Source organism: Rhodococcoides kyotonense, assembly GCF_900188125.1.
In the GTDB taxonomy this organism is placed as follows: Bacteria; Actinomycetota; Actinomycetes; order Mycobacteriales; family Mycobacteriaceae; genus Rhodococcoides; species Rhodococcoides kyotonense.
Window position 1 is genome coordinate 94,272 of sequence record NZ_FZOW01000012.1, and the last position, 24,326, is coordinate 118,597.

A 24,326-nucleotide genomic window follows, 5' to 3' on the forward strand; every position below is an offset into this window, starting at 1 on the left:
TTCAGGGAATTATTCGCCGACGCCGCAGATCCGAGAAGATGTCCACGAACATCTTCTCGGTCTCGACGTATCGATGAAAACCGAATCTTCGAGCCTTGGACGAGTCGGCGAAGAAGTCGTAGTCCCAGCCGAACACGAAGTCGCCGAACGGCCACGCGGCGACATCGGAGTACGGGGTGGGTTGCAGATCGTATTTGTCGACCATGGATGTCCACAGCGGTTCCTTGTCGGACATGGTCTCGGTCAACGACATTCTCAGTGGATCCGCGACCTCGAGGTCGAAGAACCGAGCGATACTGGGCCACATGGTTTCCCAGCGGAACAGATCCCCGTTGGTGATGTTGAAGGCGTTGTTCGCGCACTCGTCGGTCGTCGCCGCCCACACCGTTGCTTCGGCGAGGAGGTCGGCGTCGGTCATCTCGAGGAGTGACGAGAAGGCGCCTTGCTTGCCCGGAAATCTCAAGGGCACGTTCATTTCTCGGGACATCGACGCGTAGACCGCGATCACGGTCGCCAGGTTCATCGGATTGCCGATGCCGAAACCGCACACGACGGAGGGACGCATGGCCGTCCAGTTCCACTTCGCACGGGCAGAGCGCGATTCGACGAACTGTTGCTGTTCGGTGTTGAACTCCGCGGACAGGAACCCTGGGCTGTCCTCGCGTGCGGGTGTCCTGAACGGCCCGAGATGTGCGCCGTAGACCTTGTAGCCCTGCATGAGGCTGACGTGGCGAAGATCCTGTGCAACGGGTTCGATTGCGTCGATGACGTTTTCGAGCATCTGCATGTTCGGTTGTACCAGTTCTGCCCATGTCGGACGGTCCTGATATGCGGCGTAGAAGATGTGCGTGACGTCGTGCAGCGTGCGTAACGCAGAGATGGCGTCGTCGCGGTCGAGTAGGTCGACGGCGATGTGATGGACGCCGTCGGTCGACTCTCCTCCTCTCCGAGACAGTGCGTGAATCGTCCACTCGCCCGTCGATTTCAGGTGACGGATGAGGTTCCCGCCGATGACTCCGTGTGCGCCGACGACCAACGCAACTCTGTCCTCCATGTGTCCTCCTGTATCGGCATATCGCAAATTTACGATGCCATTGAACCATGGGCATCGGGAAATTGCGATATTGCGGTACCATCGCTGGGTGATTGCCGACGACGTGGACTTACTGGCCGCCCAGTTCAAAGCGCTGTCCAACCCGACGCGCGTCGCGATCCTCCGGTGGCTCAAGGACCCGTCGGACTTTCCTCCTCAACTCGAGCCCGCCGAAGACGTGGGCGTGTGCCTCAAGCACATTCAGGCACGGGCGGGAGTGTCGCAGTCGACGGCATCGCAGTACATGGCGACGCTGCAGCAGGCGGGCCTGGTGACCAGCACACGCGTCGGACAGTGGACGCACTACAAGCGCAACGAGGACCGGATTCGACAGTTGGGTCACGACGTGCTCGGCGAACTGTAGGGTTCAGCTGTGTCCGCAGAGGCGCCTCGGCCGACGACGGTGACCTCCGAGTCCGTCCGGCTCGGGGTGTTGCTCGCGGCGGTGGGTGGGTTCGTCGACGTCTACACGTTCATGACGCGTGACGGCGTGTTCGCAAACGCGCAGACGGCCAATGTCGTGTTGCTGGGTATCGACGTCGCGTCGGGACAGTGGGCGTCGGCCCGCGGATATCTTCCGCCGATCGTCGCGTTCATAGTGGGAGTGTTCACCGCGGAAGCGGTGACGAGACCGGCCGTCGCACGAATTGTGCGTCGGCCGGTACGCGCTGTGCTCGTCATCGAGATTCTGGTGATCGCGGCAGTAGGGTTCGTCCCCGCATCGGCGCCGAATGCCCTTGTGACCATCTCGATTTCGTTCGTCGCGGCCTTGCAGGTCACAACCTTCCGCGTCCTGGTGGATCAGGCATTCAGCACGACGATGACGACGGGCAACCTGCGCAGCTTCTCGCAATCCGTGTTCCGCCGAATCGTGGCCGGAGACAAGGACGCAGGGACGCGAGCCGGCAATTTCGGTTCCGTCATCGCAGGGTTTCTCGGTGGCGCGATCGTCGGAGCGGTGGCGGTACGCATCATGGACACGCGCGCGGCGTGGGTCGCAGCCGGTTTGCTCGTGATCGCGTTGGCGCTGTTCTTGTTCGACGAATGGCGCGGGGTCCCTAGAGTCCGCAATCCGCGTGCATGATCTGCCGCGAAAGATCAGACGACGACGACCCCGTCGGAATCGCTGTAGACGATCTCCCCGGGGTTGAAGGTGATACCGCCGATCTCGACGGGGACGTTCTTCTCGCCCGATCCGGTCTGTGTGCTCTTGCGAGGGTTGGTGCCGAGCGCCTTGACGCCGATCTCGAGGGTGCGCAGGATCGCCGAGTCGCGGATGGCACCGTTGACGATCACGCCTGCCCACCCGTTGGCGACGCCTTTGCCTGCGATGATGTCGCCGACCAGTGCGGTGTGAATGCTCGCGTCACCGTCGACGACGAGGACGCCTCCATTGCCCGGCTCGCCGAGCGTTTGCTTGACCAGCAGGTTGTCCTGGAAGCACTTGATCGTCGTGATCGGGCCTGCGAACTCGGCGTGCTTACCGAACTGGATGAATTGTGTGTCGCAGCTACGGATTTCGGGGCCGATCTCGTCGGCCAGGTCTGCAGTTGCCTTGAATTCCACCGAAGTCATACCCGCGAGACTAGTCGAGCCGACCGTGACGCCTCTCGTACTCCTCGCGCGTCCGGTCGATCTTGGCCTGCGTGCCTGCGTTGAGCAGTTCGGGGTCGAGGCCGTGCACCAGCAGGCGGTGACGGCGGTAGACGTTCATCAGCGCGATCGCGAAATAGACCAGCGGAATGAACAGGAGTGCCATCATCGCCAGCCCGATCCACAGCGGTCCAGGGACGAGCAGGAACAGCGACAGTAGCGGAATGACAGGCAGCGTGAACCGAATCAGGTAGCGGGCCTGAGCACCGTTGCCGACGAGGTCCTCGCGCACCCAATCCTGCATCGACGACGGCAGCACACGGCCGAACTGGTAGCCCACGTACTGCCAGAAGTTCGGTTTCACATGGTGGACTTTACGCCCGAACTCGGTCGAGGACCGCTGCTCCGATGGCCAGTGCAGCCGCATCCTCGACGACGGCAGCCGCCACGGGCGGCACCTTCTTCGACGCCCATCCCCGGTACGACGCCCCGGCGTAGGACCCGGCGACGGACGTGACGCCACCGATGACGGCAGACAGGACCGGATTCTCGCCGGTGCGTCGGGCAATCGCGTATGCCGCGCCGACGCCCGCCAGAATTCGCCCGCCGAGCGGGGCAGGATCGAGGCGAGACGGCGTAGTCGGCAGCTTGTCCATCGTCAGCTCACCGGCTGTGATCAGCGCGGATGCACCGACCGAGAGGCGTTCGTGCTTCGAGCCTCGGAACCACGTCAGGAGACCGGCGCTGATTCCGACCGAACTGCGCAAGCCGCTCGCCGTGCCGATGGCAGCGGACAAGAGGGCCGAACGGGATGTCAGTGTCATGCAGTACATAGTGCCTGTGGAGAACGAAACAGCCCACCAAAGAAACCGTAAAGTAGGTTAGTCTCACCTTTTGCAGCCGCCCGAGTAGTGAGCGGCACCGATTCAAGGGGATCCGATGTCTGTAGCTACTCGTGCACTGTGTGCGGTCGCTCTGGTGTCCGTTGTGGTGGCGAGCGGATGCTCGGGGTCGAGTGACGCATCGGAACCAGCTGCGTCGGCCACGTCGTCGGATTCGCTGCTGCCCGAGGCCGAAGGCGTCACCGAGTACCCGCTCACCGTGACGTCGGAGGTCGGCGAGATCGTCGTCGAACAACGTCCGGAGCGCGTCGTGATGGGAAGTTCCTGGGACGCGGACCTGTTCGCAGCGCTCGACGTCGTGCCGGTTGCCACCGACGAGCAGATCGAGTTCTACCCCTGGGCCGTCGACGCATTGCCCGCCGCGATCGAGGCGATCTGGCCCATGGGCGATGCGGCATACCCGGCGGAGCAGATCGCCGATACCAACCCCGACCTCATCGTCGACACCCAAGCAACGGATGCGGAAGAGGTACGGCAGGTCAGCGACATCGCGCCGGTCCTCGGTGCGCCGGAGGGCACCGCGGACACCCTGTCGTGGCGGGATCGAATTCTGCTGCTCGGCGAGGTCCTGGACCTGTCGAACCGCGCCCAACAGGTCATCGACGACTACGACGCGACTTTCGAGGACATACGCGCAGAGCATCCCGAATTCGCAGGCAAGACCGTGGACCTTCTCGTGTTGTGGGGTGGCGGCAGCGGCACCGGGTTTCTCAATACCGCAGGCAGCGACCAGGAGTTGCTGATGAGCAACCTCGGCTTCGCCCCGAACTCGAATGCCGGGAACGAGGCGCTAGCCGAGGGGTTGCCCGACGAGCTCATCGACAGCCTCACCGGTGACGTTCTCGTAGTGTCCAACCAGGCCGAGCAGTCGGAGTTCGACGCGTTCTACGGGAACCCGCTCGTCCAGCGTCTTCCCAGCGTTCAGAACGGCCGCGACGTCGTACTCGATTGGGACGTCGACACTTTGGCGGTGACGCACGACGGGCAACCTCAGGACTTCACGGGGCACTTCGGACGAGCGTTCGGCATCGGGCCCCTTGCACACGTCGAACTCGCCGAGCTACTGGTTCCCTTGTTGTCCGAGAAGCTTCGCTAGGACTTCGCGGCAGCATTGGCCACGATGGCGTCGCGCAGATACTGGGCAAGCCCCGGCGCGACGTCGTCGTAATGCTTCGTGAAACGCTCGTCGGCGATGTACATCTCGCCGAGGCACACGTGCATCTCGTATCCGCAGTCGTAGTACTGCTCGATGCTCGCCCGGTGCCGCTCGGCCAACTCCGCTGCCCGATCGGAGTCGGCCGGAACCCCTTCGGTCAGAGCTGTCGCGAAATCTGCTTCGAGAGCATCGGTTTCGGCCTTGACGCGCTTCCAGTCCTCCTTGCTGTACGACGCCGTGCGCGACTGCGACTGCTTCCACGCTTCGGTCTGGCCCCAACGTTCCTCGGCTTCACCGGCGTATTCGTCGCCGAGCCAGTCGTCGCCGAACACCTCGCGCTGCTCCTCGGGGGTCAACTGAATTCCCATCTTCTTCGCCTCCATCATCTTGTCCACGGCCGCAGCCATCTGGTGCAAGCGATCGATCCGAGCGTCCAACAACTGCCGCTGACGCTTCAGGTGCGCCATCGTGTCGATGGACGGATCGTCCAGAAGGGTGGCTATCTCGTCGAGTGGGAACCCGAGTTCACGGTAGGTCAACACCCGATGCAGACGTTCGACGTCGGACGCCGAGTAGCTGCGATAGCCCTTCGAGGTACGCCCGGACGGCACCACCAGATCGATCTGGTCGTAGTGGTGCAATGTCCGAACGCTGATCCCGACGAGCCGTGCAACCTCGCCCACCTTCATATCGCTCACAGAAGACAAGGGTGGTACCTCCCGCGGCGTGAGGGTCAAGTCCTTTCAGCGAACCACTCTTTCGCATCCGCCGGTAGTCGCACCCGCGAGTCGTTGCGACAGCCAATCGAATGCGCCGGGGCGTCCACCGGTCTCGGCAGTCCCGTGATCACCCGGGATCTCTTCGAGGTGAACGGATGCGCCCATCGCGCACCACTGATCCTGCACGGCCTCGGCGCCTTCCTTGGGAATCAGGAAGTCCTGCAGACCCTGGTAGATGTACACGGGAGCCTCGGGCTCGATCTGTCCCATCCGGTTCTCGGCGATGACCGCGCGGCTGACCGGATGATCGAAGACGTTCGGGACGTTCGACAGGTTCTGCTGGTCGAGCAGGAGCAACCCGCTGTAGGACAACACGTCGACGCATTGATCTTTCTGCAGCAGCGCGACGCGTCGACCATTGTCGTTGGTCAGGTCTCGCATCTCCGGATATTCGCGGGCCAACCCGGACGTCGCAGCCGTGAACAACCCCGACCCGATCCCGCCGTTGAGCGAACGCTGCAGAATCGAGTAGTCGGTCGGCGGGCCACCGAACGCGACGCCGACGATGTTCAACTCCGGCGCATACGACGGCGCCAACTGGGCTGCCCATCCCGACGCGATCGCACCACCCGAGTAGCCGGTGATACCGATCGGAGCGTCCGCCGCGATGCCGGAGGCGCGGAGACCGTCGAGCACCGTGTGACCTGCGACGAGACCGGCTGAATACGCCTGACGCGGGCCCTGATAGTCGGTGACGACTACGGCATAGCCCCGACCGAGCAGATCCTGAACCCGGTCGACCTCCTTGTTGGTGCCACGGGGCAACGTGTACGACGGCGCGCATGCGTTGCCGAGCGAATCGGTGGCCTCGTTGTAGGCGACGACCGGGCGCGGGCCGCCGCCGGTCCACGGGGCGTCGGGGACGATGACGGTCGTTGCAGCGGCGATCGGATTGTTCTTCGAATCCGTGGACCGGAAGAGTAGCTGCGTCGACGCCGTACCCGGTTGTACTGCAACACTTCTCGTGTTCAGTACTGTTCCAGGGCTCTGCGCTTCGAATCCTGGAGGCGGGCTGAACCACGGATCGCCCAACGGTGTCGGCAGATACGCATCCGCGTCACGCGGGGGAGAGGCGAGGTCTCCCACCGGGTCGGCGTGTGCAGTCGGTGCAAGCAGAAGTGCTGCTGCGGCTACTAGAACGAGTGCCTTACGCACGAAGATCCCCACCCTGTGTTCGTTCCGAGCGCCCCGACGCCTAGGAAAGACCGTCGCCCATGGTGCCACACATGCAGGCGGTGGGCGTGATGTCCCACTCGCGCCGGTTTCATCTCGTGCCCACCGGGCTCTGTGATCCGAGCCACCGAGGGGGTAGTTTGTCTGTAACTCGAAGAACTACTCACCAGTAGGGGTGTGAAATGCCAGCTCCGAGCGCTGCGACCTTCTCGCGGCTCGCTGAATTGTCCGCTATCACCGACGTCGCCGCACGGCCGACGAAGTCCATCACGGAGGTGTTCACCGGCAAGGAGCTCGCAACCATTCCCGTCGGCACTGCCGAGGATGTACTCGCCGCGATCGCGCGCGCACGCGTCGCGCAGAAAGCGTGGGCCCGCCGTCCCGTCGCCGAGCGCGCCGAGATCTTCCATCGTTACCGTGACCTGGTGCTCGCTCATCGCGACGAGCTGATGGACATGGCCCAGGCCGAGACGGGAAAGTCGCGTGCCGCGGCCCAGGAAGAAGTCCTCGACATCGCGATGACATCGCGTCACTACGCACGCACGGCTGCGAAACTGCTGGCGCCGAAGCGCGTCACCGGCATGCTGCCCGTCCTGACGAAGACCACCGTGCACTACCAGCCCAAGGGCATCGTCGGCGTCATCTCGCCGTGGAACTACCCCATGACTCTGGCGGTGTCCGACGCCATCGCAGCGCTGCTGGCAGGCAACGCCGTGGTGCTCAAGCCGGATTCGCAGACGCCGTACTGCGCGTTGGCCGTCGTCGAACTGCTCTACAAGGCGGGTCTGCCGCGTGATCTGTTCGCCGTCGTACCCGGGCCGGGATCGGTTGTCGGGACCGCGATCGTCGAGAACACCGAGTACGTCATGTTCACGGGGTCGACCGCGACCGGCCAGACTCTCGCGGAGCAGGCAGGGCGTCGCCTCATCGGGTTCTCGGCCGAGCTCGGCGGCAAGAACGCGATGATCGTCGCCCGTGGCGCCAATCTCAGAGAAGTGTCCGACGCGGCCGTGCGTGCTTGTTTCTCCAATTCCGGCCAGCTGTGTATCTCGATCGAGCGGATCTACGTCGAGCAGTCCATCGCCGACGAGTTCACCGGCAAGTTCGGTCAGCGAGTACGCGACATGACGCTCGGCGCCGGCTACGAGTTCGGCATCGAGATGGGCAGCCTGATCTCCGAGGACCAGGTCAAGACCGTCTCGGCGCACGTGGACGACGCAAAGGTCAAGGGCGCCACGGTCATCGCGGGAGGGAATGCGCGACCCGACATCGGACCGCTGTTCTTCGAGCCGACCGTACTGACCAACGTGTCCGACGACGCGGAATGCGCCGCCAACGAGACATTCGGCCCGCTCGTGTCGATCTACCCGGTGTCCGACGTCGAAGAAGCGATCGCGAAGGCCAACGACACCGAGTACGGCCTCAACGCCAGCGTGTGGGCGAAGACCAAGGCGCAGGGCGAGGCCATTGCTGCCCGTCTGCATTCGGGAACCGTCAACGTCGACGAGGGCTACGCACCAGCCTGGGGTACGACGGGAGCGCCCATGGGCGGCATGGGGGTCTCCGGCGTCGGGCGTCGACACGGGGCGGACGGCCTTCTCAAGTACACCGAATCCCAGACCATCGCGACGACGCGTCTGTTGAACCTCGGTGGGCCACGCGGTCTTTCGCCGAAACTGTGGGCGAAGATCATGCCTCCGTTCGTGAAGGCGCTCAAGTACCTGCCGGGTCGGTAGGTCAGGGGGCCCGTTGGGAGCGAGGGCGGCATTCGGTCACTCTGAGTGACCGAGGGGGACATTCGGTCCGCACACCCGGGTCAGCCGGTGACACTCGTTGGGAGCGAGGGCGACATTCGGTCACTCTGAGTGAGCGAGGGGGACATTCGGTCCGCACACAAGTGGGCGAACAAACGAAAGCCCGCACACCTGGATCGGTGTGCGGGCTTCGCCGTGGGTGAGACTAGTTGACGCGGTGGCCGTTCAGTTCCGAGTGCACGAAGTGGTGCGGGTCGGGAACGTGCGCGTCACCGAGGACCCGGGCGATCTGGTCCTCGCTGAGGCCCAGGCGACGGAGTCGCTCGCAGACGGCGTCGAAGTCGAGCATCTTCGCGTCGAGCTCGTGCTGGAGCGCGACGACCTCGGCCCGGATGGCCTCGGCTTCGTCGAGAGCCTCCAACGTGTCCTTCGGTTCCGGCAGAAGGAGATTCAGCAGTCGATCGCGAGCGTCGGTGCTGAGTCCCTCGAACGGTGCCGATCCTGCGGGTGCTTCGTGGCGGCCTGCGGCGTCGACCTCGGGTGCGAGGTATTCGCGAGTGTTGCCGAAGGACGGGATCTCGGCGACCTCTTCACCCGGGGCGGGTGCCTGAGCCATGTCGATCGTCTTGCGCAGCGGGCGGTTGGGGATGAAGAGAACCGCGAGCAGCGTGATGATGGCAACGAATCCGGCGATCAGGAAGATGCGCCCGGTGGCGTCACCGTAGGCAGTTCGGATGACCAGAGCGACCGGCGGCGGCAATGCACCGAGGTCGAGCGATCCGCCGCCGCTTCCGGAGCTGTCGATTCCGAGGTCTGCGAGTCCGCTCTGCGACAACGTTCCGACGCGGGTGGCGAGGAGCGATCCCAGGACCGAGACGCCGATCGCACCACCGAAGGTACGGAAGAAGGCGACGGTCGACGACGCGGCACCGATGTTGTGCACGCTGACCGTGTTCTGTACTGCGAGAACGAGGTTCTGCATCAGCATGCCGGTTCCGAGTCCGACGATCGTGATGAATCCGCCGACGACCCAGAGGCTGGTCTCGTGATCGATCGTGCCGAGCAGCATGAATCCGACGACCAGGAGGATCGACCCGACGACGATGAAGGGCTTCCACTTGCCGAACTTGGTGATGAGCTGTCCGGATCCGACTGTGGCAACGAGCATTCCGGCGACCATCGGCAGCGACAGGAGTCCTGCTTCGGTCGGGGAGTAGCCACGAGCGGTCTGGAAGTACTGGCCGAGGAACGTGGTGGCTCCGAAGAGGCCGACGCCGACAGCGATGGACGCGATGATCGCGAGTCCGGTGGTGCGTTCGGTGACGATCTTCAGCGGGATGACGGGCGACTTCGCCTTTGCCTCGACGATGACCGTCAGGACGAGCAGCAGCAGTCCGCCGCCGACCAGGATGGCGGATTCACGCGAGAGCCATGCGTAGTAGTCGGCCTTGCCTGCGAACGAAACCCAGACGAGGAGTACGGAGACACCCGCGGTGAGCAGGAGCGCGCCGAGCCAGTCGATGGAGACGTTCTCCTTGCGGTCGGTCTTCATGTGAAGCGTCTTCTGCAGCAGTCCGAGGGCGATGACCGCCAGCGGGACGCAGACGAAGAAGCACCAGCGCCAGCCGAGCGGGCTGTCGACGATGACGCCGCCGAGGATCGGTCCACCGGACATCGACACGGCCATGACAGCACCGGTGTAACCGGAGTAACGGCCACGATCACGTGGGGAGACGATGGATCCGATGATGGCGATGACGAGTGCGGTCAGGCCACCCATGCCGACGCCCTGAATGACGCGGGCTGCCAACAGGACCGGAACGTTGTGTGCGAAGCCGGCCATGATCGAGCCGACGACGAAGATGACGATCGCCGACTGGACGAGGACCTTCTTGTTGAACAGGTCGGCGAGCTTGCCCCAGATGGGGGTCGACGCGGCGTTGGCGAGCAGTGCGGTGGTGATGACCCAGGCGTATGCGGTCTGGGATCCCTGCAGGTCACCGATGATCGTCGGCAACGCGGTTGCGACGATCGTGGTGCTCAGCAGCGCGGTGAACAGCGCTGCCAGCAGTCCGGTGAGGGCTTCGAGGATTTCGCGGTGGGACATCGCGTCCGGCTCGGACGCCTGAATATTGGGCGGCGCTTCGGTTGTGGTCATTTCTTATCTCGCAATCAATTTCAAGTGTGCTGCGTCGTGTGCGTCTTCGTTGAACGTGGTGTTGAGCTTGCGAATGGAGTCGAGGGCCGCAAGTGCTTCGGTTTCGCTCCACTCGCTCAACATCTCCCGTAACCGTCTGGCGCGGCGGTCCCAGATGACAGCCAACTTCTGCTGTCCTTCTGCCGAGACGCACACGCGGGACGCGCGTTTGTCATCCGGATCGGGGGTTCGATCGATGTATCCGAGGTCGACGAGGTCTGCGATCTGCCGGCTGAGGGCGGACTGGCTGACGCAGAGCCTGTTGGCGAGGTCGGTCTGTCTGCACTCACCTTCGGTCGCGAGGATGGCCAGTACTCCGGTCAGCGCCTGCGGCAGGGGTGAGCTCTCATCTCCGGTGGTCACGGCGTTCTTCAACGCTCGTCCGAAGAGGAAAACCTCTTCGACCAGCGCCTCGGCTGTGGTTGTTCGTACTGCCATGAGGGCTCCAACGGTCACGTTCAATTACTTGCTGTCCGCAACCATATATGTGGATAGATGAGGTAAACAACTATTTTACCTATCTCGTGGGTCACACCCCGGGCTTGAAAGGCGCATCGAAGCTATCTGTTCGTATGAAAGGACCATTCAAGCGATGGGTGGGAGCGGTTACACCACCGGATCGCTACACCACCGCATCGCTACACGACCGGATCGAAGATGCCCCGTCGCACGGTCATGGTGACCTCGTCGCCGACCGACGGTCGCACCCCGCGCACCGAGCACCGGAAAGCGACGCCGTGCGAGTCGACGACGACATCGCTGGCATCGCGCCCGAACAGCGAGGACGTCACAGTTCCGGCCGTGCAGTCGTGCGGCGATCCTGCGCTCAGCGCGATGTCGGACGGAAGTACGGCCAACGTTCCCCGGCCCTCGCGAGCGTTCTCGACGAGCTCGGCGCTGATCTCGATCGGATGACCGTCGGCGTGGAAGCGGCCGCCGTCGATCACGCCGTCGATGAGGTTTGCGTCGGACAAGAAATGCGCGACGAACGACGACGCGGGCCGCTGCACCAACTCCTCGGGCGTTCCGATCTGCACGACGCGTCCGCCGTCGAGAACCGCGACACGATCGGCGAGCGCGAGTGCCTCGTTACGGTCGTGCGTCACGTGTACGACGGTCAATCCTGCTGCACGGGTGAGGGATCGGAGTTCGAGACGCAGGCGATCGCGGAGTGGTTCGTCGAGCGCGGTGAGCGCTTCGTCGAGCAGAAGGGCACGCGGAGACCGAACCAGGGCGCGCGCCAACGCAACTCGCTGACGTTGCCCGCCGGACAGGGTTGCCGGATCCCGTGATTCCAACCCCGGCAGGCCGACCAAGGACAACGCGTCGGCGACGCGCTTCTTTCGGTCCGCACGACTCACGCCTGCCATCTCCAGCGGGTACGACACGTTCTTTCCGACGCTCCGATGCGGCCACAACGCGTGCTGCTGAAACACCATGCCCAGTTTGCGATCCTCGGGCGGAACCGGATGGCCGTTGCCTGCGACGACATCACCGCCGATCGTCACCGTGCCCGACGACGGCTGCAGGAACCCCGCGATCGTGCGCAGCAGCGTCGTCTTGCCGGAGCCCGACGGCCCGACGAGTGCGAGGAACTCGCCGTCGGCGATCGACAGATCGATGTCGGTCAAACCCGTTGTGCCACCGGGGTAGTCGAAGTGGACGTCATTCAGCGTTATCGAGGACATCAGGCGCGCTTCTTTCGATCGGATGCTCCCGCGGCCAGTCCGAGGCCTGCGAGCCCGACGAGTGCGACGAGGAGGGACAGTGCAGCGGCAGCGTTGTAGTCGCCTGCCTGCTGGAGGTTGAAGATCGATACCCCGAGCGTCTGCGTGCCCGGTGCGACGAGCAGCACGGACATGGTCAGTTCTCGTACTGCCGTCAGTGCGACGAGGACGCTGCCGGTGACGGCAGCGGGCACGGCCATCTTCCACGGCACGTCGAACAGCGCCCGAACCGGCGACGCGCCGGAGGACCTCGCCACCTCCTCGAGCGCAGAGGGAGTTGCCTGTAGCGGTGCGCGCACGGCTTGCACGACGATGGCGAGGAACGCCATGACGTAGGCGCACAGGATGACCCACTTGGTGTCGAACAGTCCGGTGTATCGACCGACGATCAACCAGCCGACGGCGATCACCAGTCCCGGAATCGCTTGGGGGAGCATCGCAATAAGATCGAGGCCGACGTTGTCGCGTGATCTGGTTCGTGTCGTCACGACACCGAGCGCGAGCCCCACGACGCCGCAGATCACCGCGGCGGACACGGCGAGCATCACCGAATTCTGAATTCCGACAAGCGTTCCCGGTGCAGTGACGGCGGAGGTGATGTTGTCGAGTGTCAGGTTGTCCCACGTCAGCGGGATCCCTGGTGCGGGTAGCAACGCTTGCGTCGCCAAGGCGAGAATCGGAAGCAGAGTGATCGCGGCCGCCAGTGACCACGCGAGAGCCGAAACGATCGGCCTGCTTCGACCCAACGGAAGGAGTTGCAGTGCCGTCGACGGACCGTCGATGGAATGCGCACTGCGGGCGGCCAGCTGTCGGTCGACCGCGACCGCAGCTACCGCCAGGAACAGCAATGCGATACCGATCGTGGACACCACCTCGAGAGGCTTGGCCACGGTGCCGGACTGGATGAATCGATAGACCATCGTCGACAGGGTCACGTAGCGGTCGGGCAGTCCCACCAGCGCGGGGATGCCGAAGTCGGCGAGATTCGACACCGCAACGAGCGTGAACGACGCGACGGCTGCCGGTCGCAACAGCGGCAGTGTCACGCCGCGCATCGCGCCCCACGCCGACGCACCCGAAATGCGAGCCGCCTGTTCGAGTTCCGCGGGTATGCGCTTCACTGCCGCCGACACGATCAGGTATGCAACAGGATACGAGTGAACCGTCAGAAGGAAGATCACGCCGTCACCGCCGTAGATGTTCCACAGCGCGGAGCCGAACGTCGACTCCCACCACTTGTTGACGCTACCGCTCGGGCCGAGCAGGCCGGTCCACGCGATCGCGCCGACGAAGGGTGGAATCAGCAACGGGCTCAACAGGATCAGACGGAGTGCGGAGCGTCCGGGCAGATCCGTCCGATCCAGCACGAGTGCCATGACGACGGCGATCGCCACCGCCATGACCGCAGACGCCGACGACGAGACCGCGCTGTTGACGGCCGCGTCGACGATACCTGCGTCGAGCAGTTCCTGGATGTGGTTGCCGCCCAATCCGATCGAGACCACCGCGCCGACAGGCACGATGATCACCGCGGCGACGGTGAGCCACAATGCCAAGCGTAGCCCGGTCAGACCGTCGGGCCGGCGGGAAAGACTAACCGACAAGCTCGTTGAACCTCATCACGGCCTCGGGCTGGAAAGCGCTGATCTCGGCGAGATCCGGTGTCAGCAGCGTCAGGTCCGCGAGAGCCGGTGCGCCGTCGGGAGTTCCGACATCGTCGCGCACCGGTAGATACTGCTGCTCGACGGCAATTTCCTGCCCGCGCTTGCCGACGAGGAAGTCGACGTACTTCTTCGCCGCGTCGGGGTTGGCGGAGTCGGCGAAGATGCCTGCAGGCTGCGAGATGTACGGAACGCCGTCGGTCGGGTATTCCAGTGCGATCGGCGAGCCCTTGGCCGCCAGTTCACGCACCAGGTAGTCGACGACGATTCCGATGGGTTGCGTTCCGGCAGCGACGGCCTGGCCGACGGGTCCGTTGCTCTCGGCGACGACAGGCTCGTTGGCGACGAGAGCTTCGAGCCAGGGCTGTCCCAGCGATTCGTCACTCAGCCAGACCGCGGTGTTGAACGCGGCGGCGCCGGACACGTCGGGGTTCGGAAGTGTGATCTGGCCCTTGTACTTCGGGTCCGCCAGTTCTTTCCACGATGTCGGAGGTGCCGTGACCGCGCCGGTGTTGTACGCGATGACCGTCGGGATGATGCGTGTTCCGACGTAGTACCCGTCGGGGTCGACGACATCGGGATTCAGTGCGGCGACGTCGGCCGGGGTGTACTGCATCAGGAGGTCGTCGGCCTTGTAGCCCTCGAACGTCGGTGCGTCGGCGGCGAGAAGGACGTCGGCTCCGACCTTTCCGGTCTGACGCTCGGATGCGATGCGCGCGTTGAGATCTCCGGTACCTGCGCGGTAGACCTGCACGTCGATGTCGGGGTTTTCTGCCATGAACTCTGCGTTCAGTGCATCGATCTTGGCCTGCGGCTCGGACGTGTAGACCGTGAGAGTTCCGCTGCCGGAGCCGCCCGACGACGCGTCGGATGCAGGCTCGGCGGGCTCGGAACAGGCTGCGAGCGTGGTGATCAGAGCTAGTGATGCAACTGCCCCGACAAGGGGGCGACGCAAGGAAGGCAAGGAAACTCCTACAGGGACCGATGGTGAAGCGTCGATCCTGTCCCGCCGAGGCGACCTTCCGAGGAACGCGAAGTTGCGGACGCGTGAACGCTAGGCCGTCGTAGCCAACGCCGCGGCGAGCCCGAAGGCGATCGTCAACGCGGAGATGTGCAGTCCGGCACGTACGACGGACTCGTCCAGCGACGTCCGATGGGCCGCGGCGGACACCAGCCACGTCGCACGCAGGCGTCGGGCAGCGAGGACCAGTCCGACGAGGACCACGGTCTTGGCCAGTACGACGCGCCCGTAGCCGGTGTCGACGAGTCCCTCGACGCCACCGAGTTTCACGGCGGCGTTGACGGTCCCGCTGGCGGCGAGGATCCACACCGACCACCACGCGAGACGTGAATAGACCGGAAGTGTCTGTGCCCAGGCACCTTTCGCGCGCAACGTCAGTGCCATGGCGGCGAGGACGCCGAGCCAGACCGCGGCGGCGACGGTGTGGACGGCGACGAACAGCGCACCGAACAACTGCTGCGACATATGACCGGTGATCGGCCGAGCCACCAGCGCGACGACGGCCGCGACGGCCACCGGCATGGTGGAGATGTCGCGATCGCCGCGATAGCCGACGAGCCCGTACACGCACACCGCCGCAGTGCACAGCACGGTGACGACGCCGAGTTGGCCGACGGTGATGTCGGTGAGGAACGCTCCGAACGACGACATCGGAAGGCTACCGATGCCACCGCCGAACGATTCGACGGCAGCGGTGACCAGCAGAGCGACCTCGGCGGCGGTCCACAGACCTCCGACCACGACCGTCGTCTGCCAGACCCGAGGTCTGCTGCGAACCGGAAACAGATCGGTACGCAGCAGCGCGAGCCCGAGGGCCGTCGCGCCCAGGCAGTCCGCGAGGACACGCAGGATCGACGACGGGTCGGGCCCGTCGGGGCGGGCGAGCAACCACGCTGCACCCACCCCGAGGACTGCTGTCGTGCCGGCAGTGAGGATCCACCACCGGCGGAACACGGTCAGCCGTTCTCCTTCGGCTTACGCAGGGCGAATGCGAGAGCGCCACCGAAGACGGCGACGCCGACGATGAGGAACGGCCACAGTGGGATGCCGCCGCCGTCGTCGGACTCGGATTCGGCCGACGCGTCGGCGGCATCTCCCGGCGTTCCCGAACCTTCCTCGGTCAGCGTGAACGTGCGAGTTCCGCTGATCGGGTGTCCGTCGGCGGACGTGACGCGATACGCGATCGTGTAGTCACCGGTGGGGCCGAGATCGCCGACGTCGACGACGATGCTCTGCCCGTCGATGCGCGGATCGCCCTTCGACCACAGGTTTCCGTCGGGGCCGACGACGTTCAGCGTCGCGAACTGCGACTGCGGCACCTCGTTGAACGTGACGGACACCTGCGCCGGGCCCTCGGCGATCGAGGATCCGTCCTCCGGGTTCGAACCGGTGACGATCGAATGGGCCGAAGCTGCAGGTGCACCCAGGACGAGTGCCCCGAGAGCGAGGAACGCAACGATCAGCGATCTCATGACCGGCGGCTCCGCACTGCTGCGCCGATGCCGAGCGCGGCACCGAACGCGCCGAGAACGAGTGCGACTCCTGCGATCCAGCGGGCGGTGTCGTCCGAGGAGGATGCGGTCTCGGTCTCGACCGTGGCGCTCGCCTGGCCATGTGCGTCCCCGGAACTACCTGCGGCCGCGAGGGACAGTGTGGGCGACGGGTGCTCGGGTTCCTCGCTGCCGGTCTGCGTCTCGTTCCACTCGACGACCACGCCGTCGTTGTATGTCTGGAAGGCGGGGAACGACACGGTCTCCTCCTCGGGCAGCGGGCCCGCGGACAGCAGGAACTGCTGGAACTGGCCCGGCAGAACCTCGCCGCCCGGCTGCGCGGTCCACGTGACGGCGGTGGCGAGACCCTCGGCGTTCTTGTCGACGGTCGACGTCCATCCCGGAATCGGCTGTGTCCGAGCCGAATTGAGGCCCGGAAGTTCGACCCTGACGGACGTGGTTGCAGCCGTGTCCGATTCGGTGGGAACACGGAAGGTCAGGACGGTGTACCCGCCCTGCTCGGCGCCCGGAGCGACGACCGATACGTGTGCCGACGCGGCGCCCGCACCGACGACGAGGGCGACCGACGTCGCGGCAGCCACGACCGAGGCACGACGAATGAAGCTGTTCATGATGAATCCTTCTCGAAAGGTGAAGTGAGCGAAGTGAAACGAAGATTCACTCACTGCGGTGGGCCACGCCTCGAGATGGTCGTCGTGAAGGGGTGTCGTGGAACATGCAGGTACGACGCGGCCCCGATCCGGCCGGGGGCGGACGCGTCGGGCAGCGGGAGTGGGGGTTCGAGGACTGCACGGACGATCGACGTGATGGGCCCGTAGAGGCGTTCGGCCGAATGGACCAGTACACCGCCGAGGACCGCGGCGAGCACGTGGAACGCGAGCATCGACGGGCTCGGGAGCAGAGTGTGACCGTGCGCCATTTCGTGGGCACTGCCGACGGCCAACGCGACGTGCGCGGCGAGCTGACCGAGCGCGAGTCCGCCGAACAACACCACAGCATGGTCTCGATCACGACGCGGCTGCGGCACCGAGACCACGGTCCCGACCCCGATGCCCACGACGAGAAGGAAGACGAACGACGACCCGGCCGGAAATCCTCCGCCCGCGAGCCCGTGGGCCGCAACGGCAGTGGAGACGACGAGTGCGCCGACGGCTCCGCCACGAAGGGAGGAGGCCGTCGACGTCATGGCAGGGTCAGCGAACGCCGAGACGTGCGAGCAGATCGGCTTCGATGCCGTCGAGCTCGGCGGAGATGGCCTGGTGTGCTGCCTTGCGACGCGGGGCAGGCATCTGCTCGGACGTGCGCACGGCGGTGCCCAGGTCGGTCAGGCGCTGGCCGATGGCGTCGGCGAATTTGCGGGTCTCGGTGTCGCCCGAGTGGGTCTCGGTGACCTTGGCGAGGGACTTCTCCGCACCCGAGATACGGGCGCTGAGCTTGGCGCCGTACCCGGTGAAATCGCCGAGCTCGCCGGGGCTGACGCCGAGCTTGGTGGCCTTGCGATCGTCGAGTCGGGCACGAACGACCGACGCGACTCGATAGACGATGGGCGTCAGGACCGGCACGAGCACTCGAGCGATGCCGATGTACTTGCGAACCTGAGCTGCGTTGAACTTGCCTTGCGCGATGGCCTTCCGCTGAGCGTTCAGCGTCGCGACCTGCGCCTTCTCGACGTTTTTCTGCGACTTCGCTTCGACGGAGTTCAGCTTGCGCTGCGCTTTGGCGATGGACTTCAGCTGCTTGCGTTCGTTCTTCGCGCTCAGCTTCGCCTCGAGGCCGGCCTTGTGCTTGAGCGCCTTCGCCTCGGCCTTACGGGTGGCACGTGAATTGCGCTTACCGAACAAACCCATCGACGAGGCCCCTTACGTCAGCTTCTGCAGTACGAACCACAGCCTATCCGCATCGATAGCAGGGCGAGCATGTACACCCGATCGGGGTGGCGCGGCGGAAGGTGTCGGTGTATGGACATAGGCTCGTGCGCGTGAACAGTCGCTCCGCACCGCGCACCGAGGCATCGGTACTGATCGATGCCGGGAGCCTCACTCGGTGCAGGCATCGACTGTATCTGGATACCGCCTATTCGGCTCTGCTCCGAGGTGAGCCCGAGAATCCCGGCGTCCGCCAGCGTCGCGAGGCCGCCCAAGCGCACCGCGAGGCCATTCGGTCGACGCTGTCCGAGCAGCTCGACGGCTGGGTGAACATCGAGGCACCCGACGCCGCATCGGCTGCGTCGGCGACGATGGCCGCGTGCCGTCGTGGTGCCCGGTGGATCTGGAATGCCGTGCTGCCCATCGAGCGCGAGGCCGGTCGACGCGGCCGCAGCGAGATGCTCATGCTCGATCCCGACGGCGCAGGTTACATCCCCATCATCGTCGTCAACCACAAGGTCACCGACCCGGGGCGGGGCGCGACAACGTCGCCGCTGACCGAGTGGACTCCCGCAGTCGACGAGACACGCAAGGTGCGCAGTCAGCTGCGGGATCAGCTGAGGCTTGCGCACCTGTACCGGATGCTCGACGCCGAAGGACTCGCCAGTCCCACGGCCACCGGCGGAGCCATCGGGTACCGCGCGGAGTGCATCCTCGTGCACGATCTGACGACCGTGTTCGACGAGTACGACTCCCGCTTCGCCGATCGCCTCGCCGTCGCACGAGGGGAACGGGTCACGACGCCGTCGAAGGTCAGCGAATGCCGAGCGTGTCCGTGGTGGTCGGATTGCCTGCCGCAGTTGGTCGCCACGCGCGACGTCAGTCTGGTGGCGTCGGGCATGCGGGCCGAGGCGCTGCGCGAGCGCGGCGTCCGCACCGTCGACGAGCTGGCAGGCTGGGACGGGCCGGAACCAGAGAACTGGCCATTCGGCAGTTTCGACGACGCCGTTGCCGCGGCTGCCGCGTGGCGAGCGGATGTCCCGCTACTGCGTCGTACCGACCACGTCACCGTCCGACGTGCGGATGTCGAGGTCGACGTCGACATGGAGAGTTACCAGGAGCACGGCGCCTACCTGTGGGGCACTCTGCTGACCGAGAAGGGCGGGCCCGAGCCCGTCTATCGGGGCTTCGTGACGTGGGACCCGCTGCCGACGGTAGACGAAGGCAGATCCTTCGCCGAGTTCTGGTCGTGGCTGACGGACAAACGCGCCGATGCTGCCGCTAGGGGTAAAACCTTTGCCGCATACTGCTATTCGCGTCAGGCAGAGGACAAGTGGCTACTCGACTCGGCGCGACGGTTCGGTGACATTCCCGGGGTGCCGACCGAAGCGGAGATCCGCGAGTTCATCGACAGCGAGCAATGGGTCGACATATACCAGGCCGTCAGTGATCAGTTCATCTGCCCGAACGGCAAGGGACTCAAGAAGATCGCGCCGATCGCCGGATTCGAATGGCGCGACGCCGAGGCAGGTGGCGAAGCCTCGATGGGGTGGTACCGCGAGGCCGTCGGATACGACGCGGATCCCGACATGACGCAGCGCAAGCGGCTGCTCGTCTACAACGAGGACGACGTCCAGGCCACGAAAGTGTTGCGCGAGTGGATGACCGACCGCGCTGACGCGGAGATCCCCATGCTGGAGGACCTCCGCGCCCGCGCTTGAATGTCGCACCCTAGCTATCTGTTCGTATGAATGGACCTTTCGAGCGGTGGGGCAGCGGGCACCCCACCGCTTGAATGTCGCACCGTAGCTATCTGTTCGTATGAATGGACCATTCAAGCGGTGCGAAAGACCTACCGCGGCGCCATCCGGATCGCGCCGTCCATGCGGATGGTCTCGCCGTTGAGGTAGTCGTGCTCGGCGATCATCTGGACCAGCTGGGCGTACTCGGTCGGCTGGGCGAGCCGCGACGGGAACGGCACGCTGGCTTCGAGACCTTTGCGGTATTCCTCGGTGACGCCTGCGAGCATCGGGGTGTCGACGATGCCGGGTGCGATGGTATTGACGCGGATCCCGACCTGCGCGAGGTCACGTGCTGCGGTGATCGTCATCGCGTGCACGCCGCCCTTGGACGCGGTGTAGGCGATCTGGCCGATCTGACCCTCGAACGCCGCGACGGATGCGGTGTTGACGACGACGCCACGCTGGCCGGAGTCGTCGACCGTCGGCAGGTTCTGGATGCGATTGGCGGCCAGGCGCATGACGTTGAACGTGCCGAGCAGGTTGATCGTGATGACGGTGCGGAAGAGCTCGAGGTCGTGCGGGCCCTTCTTCGACAGAATTCGGCCTGCCCAGCCGACTCCTGCGCAGTTGACGACGATGCGCAGCGGCACGCCGGAGCCGGTGATGGTGTCGAGGGCTGCCTCGACGTCCTCTTCGCTGGTGACGTCGGCGGCGATGAGGGTGACCCCGTCCGGGACGCTGTCACCTGCGCGTTCGATGGATTGGGCCAGGTCGAGGCCGAACACGGTGACGCCGGCGTCGGCCAGCCTCTTCGCTGTCGCGGCCCCCAGGCCCGACGCGCCTCCCGTGACAAGAGCTGCTGTTCCCGAAATCTCCACTGACGAATCCCCTTCGCTGTTCGTACCCGGTGGTGCTGCTGTCTCGACTTGCACAATAACTGGGACGTCCAAGTGTTCGTGCGGTGCCTGCCACATCGGAGTCCGGCTGGGGCTCGGGTCACAAGCACTACGGAATGCTGGCCGACCCGTCGTTGGCGTATTCGACGCGATACGTGGACTCCTGCGCATCGACGAGCATCGTCGCGAGTACCGGCCGGCCGGGAGGGAGCAATCGTATTGTCGCGGAACCGTTTTCGAGACCGTTGAGGCATCGCGCCACCGATTCGACGACGGTCGCACGCACATCCGCGTCGAGCTCGGCGTCGGCACGGTCGTCGAGAAGCACGACGCCGACGCCGCGTCGTCGCGCAGCACGGACCGATTCCTGCAGAACGGGATCGGCGAGACGCCTCGCGCGCAACGAGTCTCGAAGATCGGCTTCGAGGATGATGCAGGCCATCTGTTCTTCGGGGCCGAGATCGGGGCCCGACACGGCACGTTCGAGGAGCGGGCGCGCCAACTCGTCGAGCCTTTCGAGCTGCACGTCCCGTTCCTCGAGGACTGCGGCGGCCGCTGCCTGAGCGGCGATGCGTTCGGTCGACTGCCTGCGCAACTCGAAGATCGAGCGTCCGAGCGGCCTGATGGTGAACGTGAAGAACGTGGCCATCAGCAACGGCGCCGCGTTGATCAGGCTGTACGACAACCCGTACCACGCGCCTTGATCGGTGGCCACCGCCCAGACCACCGTCGCGGCGACGGACATCAGCAGGCCGAGCCACGCCAGCGGCGTCCGGCCGCGCACGCACATGAACGTGTAGATCACCACGGACATGCCCAGTGGCCAGGTCTGCAGCGGGCTCGTCAGCGGAACTGGAATGGCGACGAAGACCAGCGAGCACGTGATCGGCCCGACCGCCGACAACGCCAACGCTGCACGCCGAGGCAAGGGGTCGCCGGGTGTCGTCACGACGAACAAGGCACCCGCCGCGATGACGCAGAGAGCGACGGCCACCGGCCAGATCGGGTCGACGCCGTTCAGCGTCGACAATGCGCACGTCGCTGCTGCCAGCGTGTAGAAGCCGACGATCCAGTACGCCGCACGTGATCGGATGCCGATGAGGTCGCGGATGTCCTCGCCGTCGTGGCCGGTCATCGTGGAACCCATGACAGGTGGACGGTAGTTCCCGCGCCCGGAGCCGAGTCGAGCCTCGACGATCCGCCGGGCAGGCTGTTCATCCTGCCGTGGATGCTCACCGCGATTCCGAGGCGATGCGGTGGCACGTGCGCGGGATCGAAACCGGAACCGTCGTCGCGTACGACGACGTCGAGCAGATCGGTGTCGACGCCGATCGCGACGGTGCGGGAGGCGTCGTCGCCGCCGTGACGGACACTGTTGCGAACGGCTTCCGACAGCGCAGCTCCCAGCGTGCGTACCGCGTCGGCGACGTAACGCCCGTCGGTCGTCGTGACGACGGTGACGGTGATGTGCTCGTCGACAGTGGTTGCGGCAGAACGTAGGTGCGCGACGGTCTCGTCCGCGTCGAACTCGGTGACGCTTCCGTGTGCGCGCAACGAATCCAGTTGCGCGAGAGTGCGTTCCGCTTGCTGGACGACGCCGTCGGTTCGTCCCTGTCTGGCGACGGCGAGCAACGTGGACAGCACACCGTCGTGGATCAACGCGTCGAACCGTTCACGTTCGACAGCCCTGGCGCTGACGGCCGCCGTCGCAGACGCTTGCCGGTGGGTGGCGTCGATCGTCGCGTCGAGAATTCGGGCCGTTCGGAACGCCCCGATGGTGGCGGCGAGGAATACCGAGCAGAACACGAGTCCGAACACCAGCTCGGCGAACAGCGGGGTCTCGACGAGCGTCGATCGAAGGGCGTACTGGCTGAGCTGCACCGACGTCACCGCTGCGGTGAGATACGTGAAGGCGAGCCAACCCGAGAACACGCACCCCGCCGCCAATCCTGCGACTCCGGGGAATGTGGCCAACGGCAGCCCGTTCGGGTCCAGAGAGCCGTTCCACGCCGTCCACCAGCTCAGTGCTGCGGCCAGGTAGGTGAATGCGGCTGTGGCCGCCGCGATTCGGACCCACTTGGTGTCCGGGAGCATCGACGCCAGCCCCATCGCGAGGCCGGTTCCGAACACGGCGACGGAGCTGACGGGCGTCCACCACGACGCAGTGAAGGCGGACGTCCGAACGATCTCGGGGAACAGCATGACCAGGTAGATCAGATATCCGGCTGCGATGAAACGGGCGAACGTGCGCAGAAGACGATCGGACGACGAATGTTCAGCCGTGTTGTCACGGTCGACCGTCGCGCTTTCGAAGTCCCTGTTCACCAGCCGACGAGTTTACGGTGGTGACTACTTCTCGTTCAACACGTTCTGCTGTTCGAATGACACAGCGGCACGAGCCTTGCGACGACGTACGGCGGCAACGACGATCCACGCCAGAACCGAGACGGCGAGTACGACGGCCGCGCCGATGATCGGAGCCGACGTTCCCGGCATCACGCCCTCGAAGAAGAGGGACACGCCGAAGACGAAGAACAGAATCGCCGCACCGATCTGAATGACCTTCTCCGGCAAGTGCTTACCGAGAACAGCGCCGACGACGATGGCCAATGCATCCGCAGCGACCATGCCGACCGTCGAACCGATCCACACGCCGAACCAGTTGTTGTCCGCGGCGAGGGTGACGGTCGCGAGCATCGTCTTGTCGCCCAGCTCGGCGAGGAAGAACGCGGATGCGATGGCGATGAACGCGGAACGGCCGACCTTCGACGCCTTCTCGCCCTCCTCGTCCGAGAGGGAATCGCCCCGCAGCGTCCACAGGCCGAAGATCACGAACGCGATGCCCGCGACGATCGAGACGATGTGGGTGGGGATCGACAGGCCGAGGAAGTGGCCGACGGCAACCGAGAGCAGGTGAGTGAGTGTGGTGGCGGCGGTGATGCCACCGATGACGACGTACCACTTGTAGCGCAGCGCGAACGTCATGGCCATCAACTGCGATTTGTCGCCGAGCTCGGCGACGAAGATGACGGCGAAGCTGAGGAAAAGTGCGGACAGCACGGAGATGGATCCCTTCGGTCTACTGATAGGACCGAAGGTCTCGCCCACCGCTCGTCGAGCGGTTCACTGTGCCGGGCCACGCAACTCGTACGCGTGTCCAGTATGTCGACACAGCAATTGGGGGCTACTCCCCTTCGCTGGGTTCCAGATTAGGAGGGGTTGCGCGAAAAGTCCAATGCCACAATAAGTTTGGTAT

25 protein-coding genes are annotated in these 24,326 nt (G+C 65.0%); 5 read left to right on the forward strand and 20 right to left on the reverse strand.

The window, feature by feature from the left end; all coding sequences use genetic code 11:
* Position 1: 1 nt before the first annotated feature.
* Positions 2-1,054, reverse strand: coding sequence for an SDR family oxidoreductase (locus CHB96_RS19720; RefSeq protein ID WP_089249380.1), 1,053 nt, complete (start codon positions 1,052-1,054; stop codon positions 2-4).
* Between the two features lie 88 nt (positions 1,055-1,142).
* On the opposite strand from CHB96_RS19720, the gene CHB96_RS19725 reads away from it, so the two are divergent.
* Both CHB96_RS19725 and CHB96_RS19730 read left to right on the forward strand, forming a co-directional pair.
* Complete coding sequence (locus CHB96_RS19725; protein WP_281254436.1) at positions 1,143-1,457, forward strand: ArsR/SmtB family transcription factor; 315 nt, start codon at positions 1,143-1,145, stop codon at positions 1,455-1,457.
* A 9-nt stretch (positions 1,458-1,466) separates the two neighbouring features.
* Positions 1,467-2,177, forward strand: coding sequence for a YoaK family protein (locus CHB96_RS19730; RefSeq protein ID WP_089249384.1), 711 nt, complete (start codon positions 1,467-1,469; stop codon positions 2,175-2,177).
* 14 nt (positions 2,178-2,191) lie between these two features.
* On the opposite strand, the gene rraA is transcribed toward CHB96_RS19730, so the two are convergent.
* From rraA to CHB96_RS19745, 3 genes are read right to left on the reverse strand one after another with little or no spacing between them, the layout of a single operon-like run.
* Entirely contained in the window at positions 2,192-2,668 is a 477-nt protein-coding gene (rraA, locus tag CHB96_RS19735) for a ribonuclease E activity regulator RraA (protein WP_089249386.1), read from the reverse strand.
* 10 nt (positions 2,669-2,678) lie between these two features.
* Complete coding sequence (locus tag CHB96_RS19740; protein WP_089249388.1) at positions 2,679-3,050, reverse strand: DUF5313 family protein; 372 nt, start codon at positions 3,048-3,050, stop codon at positions 2,679-2,681.
* A gap of 10 nt (positions 3,051-3,060) precedes the next feature.
* Positions 3,061-3,510 carry a hypothetical protein gene (locus CHB96_RS19745; protein WP_089249580.1) on the reverse strand — a complete coding sequence of 150 codons (450 nt, stop codon included), beginning with the start codon at positions 3,508-3,510 and terminating at the stop codon, positions 3,061-3,063.
* Between the two features lie 115 nt (positions 3,511-3,625).
* On the opposite strand from CHB96_RS19745, the gene CHB96_RS19750 reads away from it, so the two are divergent.
* Complete coding sequence (locus CHB96_RS19750; RefSeq protein ID WP_089249390.1) at positions 3,626-4,684, forward strand: ABC transporter substrate-binding protein; 1,059 nt, start codon at positions 3,626-3,628, stop codon at positions 4,682-4,684.
* Here the strand turns inward: CHB96_RS19750 and CHB96_RS19755 are convergent.
* The gene (locus tag CHB96_RS19755; RefSeq protein WP_089249392.1) at positions 4,681-5,433 is read right to left on the reverse strand and encodes a MerR family transcriptional regulator; all 753 of its coding nucleotides are present in this window, start codon (positions 5,431-5,433) and stop codon (positions 4,681-4,683) included. The two genes, CHB96_RS19750 and CHB96_RS19755, sit on opposite strands and share 4 nt — an antisense overlap.
* Positions 5,434-5,487: 54 nt before the next feature.
* Positions 5,488-6,678 carry a lipase family protein gene (locus tag CHB96_RS19760; RefSeq protein ID WP_245865924.1) on the reverse strand — a complete coding sequence of 397 codons (1,191 nt, stop codon included), beginning with the start codon at positions 6,676-6,678 and terminating at the stop codon, positions 5,488-5,490.
* Positions 6,679-6,878: 200 nt separating this feature from the next.
* Here CHB96_RS19760 and CHB96_RS19765 point away from each other — a divergent pair, with 200 nt between their 5' ends.
* Positions 6,879-8,432, forward strand: coding sequence for a succinic semialdehyde dehydrogenase (locus CHB96_RS19765; RefSeq protein ID WP_089249396.1), 1,554 nt, complete (start codon positions 6,879-6,881; stop codon positions 8,430-8,432).
* A gap of 223 nt (positions 8,433-8,655) precedes the next feature.
* Here CHB96_RS19765 and CHB96_RS19770 read toward each other — a convergent pair whose 3' ends face one another.
* The 10 genes from CHB96_RS19770 to CHB96_RS19815 form a co-directional block, all read right to left on the reverse strand.
* On the reverse strand, positions 8,656-10,608 hold the full coding sequence (locus CHB96_RS19770) for an MDR family MFS transporter (RefSeq protein ID WP_089249398.1): 1,953 nt from the start codon (positions 10,606-10,608) through the stop codon (positions 8,656-8,658).
* Positions 10,609-10,611: 3 nt separating this feature from the next.
* On the reverse strand, positions 10,612-11,085 hold the full coding sequence (locus CHB96_RS19775) for a MarR family winged helix-turn-helix transcriptional regulator (RefSeq protein ID WP_089249400.1): 474 nt from the start codon (positions 11,083-11,085) through the stop codon (positions 10,612-10,614).
* Positions 11,086-11,285: 200 nt separating this feature from the next.
* Positions 11,286-12,335, reverse strand: coding sequence for an ABC transporter ATP-binding protein (locus CHB96_RS19780; RefSeq protein WP_089249402.1), 1,050 nt, complete (start codon positions 12,333-12,335; stop codon positions 11,286-11,288).
* Entirely contained in the window at positions 12,335-13,978 is a 1,644-nt protein-coding gene (locus CHB96_RS19785; protein ID WP_089249404.1) for an ABC transporter permease, read from the reverse strand. Before CHB96_RS19785 ends, CHB96_RS19780 begins: the two co-directional genes overlap by 1 nt.
* Positions 13,968-14,999 (reverse strand): ABC transporter substrate-binding protein, encoded by a 1,032-nt coding sequence (locus tag CHB96_RS19790; protein WP_089249406.1) that lies wholly within the window; start codon positions 14,997-14,999, stop codon positions 13,968-13,970. Before CHB96_RS19790 ends, CHB96_RS19785 begins: the two co-directional genes overlap by 11 nt.
* 90 nt (positions 15,000-15,089) lie before the next feature.
* A complete protein-coding gene (locus CHB96_RS19795) occupies positions 15,090-16,010 on the reverse strand; it encodes a CopD family protein (protein ID WP_245865926.1) in 921 nt (306 codons plus the stop codon).
* A gap of 2 nt (positions 16,011-16,012) precedes the next feature.
* A complete protein-coding gene (locus CHB96_RS19800) occupies positions 16,013-16,528 on the reverse strand; it encodes a copper resistance CopC family protein (RefSeq protein ID WP_089249408.1) in 516 nt (171 codons plus the stop codon).
* Positions 16,525-17,178, reverse strand: a complete 654-nt coding sequence (locus tag CHB96_RS19805; RefSeq protein ID WP_089249584.1) for a YcnI family copper-binding membrane protein — start codon at positions 17,176-17,178, stop codon at positions 16,525-16,527. Before CHB96_RS19805 ends, CHB96_RS19800 begins: the two co-directional genes overlap by 4 nt.
* Positions 17,179-17,228: 50 nt before the next feature.
* Positions 17,229-17,753 (reverse strand): hypothetical protein, encoded by a 525-nt coding sequence (locus tag CHB96_RS19810; protein WP_089249410.1) that lies wholly within the window; start codon positions 17,751-17,753, stop codon positions 17,229-17,231.
* A 7-nt stretch (positions 17,754-17,760) separates the two neighbouring features.
* Positions 17,761-18,414, reverse strand: a complete 654-nt coding sequence (locus CHB96_RS19815) for a DUF6474 family protein (RefSeq protein WP_089249412.1) — start codon at positions 18,412-18,414, stop codon at positions 17,761-17,763.
* Between the two features lie 131 nt (positions 18,415-18,545).
* On the opposite strand from CHB96_RS19815, the gene CHB96_RS19820 reads away from it, so the two are divergent.
* Positions 18,546-20,153: a TM0106 family RecB-like putative nuclease gene (locus tag CHB96_RS19820; protein WP_089249586.1), complete on the forward strand. Its 1,608-nt coding sequence runs from the start codon at positions 18,546-18,548 to the stop codon at positions 20,151-20,153.
* Positions 20,154-20,284: 131 nt separating this feature from the next.
* Here CHB96_RS19820 and CHB96_RS19825 read toward each other — a convergent pair whose 3' ends face one another.
* The 4 genes from CHB96_RS19825 to CHB96_RS19840 form a co-directional block, all read right to left on the reverse strand.
* Positions 20,285-21,052 carry an SDR family NAD(P)-dependent oxidoreductase gene (locus tag CHB96_RS19825; protein ID WP_089249414.1) on the reverse strand — a complete coding sequence of 256 codons (768 nt, stop codon included), beginning with the start codon at positions 21,050-21,052 and terminating at the stop codon, positions 20,285-20,287.
* A 127-nt stretch (positions 21,053-21,179) separates the two neighbouring features.
* Positions 21,180-22,217, reverse strand: coding sequence for a DUF8320 family protein (locus CHB96_RS19830; protein WP_089249416.1), 1,038 nt, complete (start codon positions 22,215-22,217; stop codon positions 21,180-21,182).
* Positions 22,202-23,395: a sensor histidine kinase gene (locus CHB96_RS19835; RefSeq protein ID WP_245865928.1), complete on the reverse strand. Its 1,194-nt coding sequence runs from the start codon at positions 23,393-23,395 to the stop codon at positions 22,202-22,204. The genes CHB96_RS19830 and CHB96_RS19835 overlap by 16 nt, the downstream gene beginning before the upstream one ends.
* 24 nt (positions 23,396-23,419) lie before the next feature.
* A complete protein-coding gene (locus CHB96_RS19840; protein WP_089249418.1) occupies positions 23,420-24,130 on the reverse strand; it encodes a TMEM165/GDT1 family protein in 711 nt (236 codons plus the stop codon).
* Positions 24,131-24,326: the final 196 nt, after the last annotated feature.

Coding starts and splice junctions, on each gene's coding strand:
- CHB96_RS19720 (WP_089249380.1), bottom strand. CDS start 1,054: ATGGAGGACAGAGTTGCGTTGGTCGTCGGCGCACACGGAGTCATCGGC.
- rraA (WP_089249386.1), bottom strand. CDS start 2,668: ATGACTTCGGTGGAATTCAAGGCAACTGCAGACCTGGCCGACGAGATC.
- CHB96_RS19745 (WP_089249580.1), bottom strand. CDS start 3,510: ATGACACTGACATCCCGTTCGGCCCTCTTGTCCGCTGCCATCGGCACG.
- CHB96_RS19750 (WP_089249390.1), top strand. CDS start 3,626: ATGTCTGTAGCTACTCGTGCACTGTGTGCGGTCGCTCTGGTGTCCGTT.
- CHB96_RS19755 (WP_089249392.1), bottom strand. CDS start 5,433: ATGAAGGTGGGCGAGGTTGCACGGCTCGTCGGGATCAGCGTTCGGACA.
- CHB96_RS19765 (WP_089249396.1), top strand. CDS start 6,879: ATGCCAGCTCCGAGCGCTGCGACCTTCTCGCGGCTCGCTGAATTGTCC.
- CHB96_RS19770 (WP_089249398.1), bottom strand. CDS start 10,608: ATGACCACAACCGAAGCGCCGCCCAATATTCAGGCGTCCGAGCCGGAC.
- CHB96_RS19775 (WP_089249400.1), bottom strand. CDS start 11,085: ATGGCAGTACGAACAACCACAGCCGAGGCGCTGGTCGAAGAGGTTTTC.
- CHB96_RS19780 (WP_089249402.1), bottom strand. CDS start 12,335: ATGTCCTCGATAACGCTGAATGACGTCCACTTCGACTACCCCGGTGGC.
- CHB96_RS19800 (WP_089249408.1), bottom strand. CDS start 16,528: ATGAGATCGCTGATCGTTGCGTTCCTCGCTCTCGGGGCACTCGTCCTG.
- CHB96_RS19805 (WP_089249584.1), bottom strand. CDS start 17,178: ATGAACAGCTTCATTCGTCGTGCCTCGGTCGTGGCTGCCGCGACGTCG.
- CHB96_RS19810 (WP_089249410.1), bottom strand. CDS start 17,753: ATGACGTCGACGGCCTCCTCCCTTCGTGGCGGAGCCGTCGGCGCACTC.
- CHB96_RS19815 (WP_089249412.1), bottom strand. CDS start 18,414: ATGGGTTTGTTCGGTAAGCGCAATTCACGTGCCACCCGTAAGGCCGAG.
- CHB96_RS19830 (WP_089249416.1), bottom strand. CDS start 22,217: ATGGGTTCCACGATGACCGGCCACGACGGCGAGGACATCCGCGACCTC.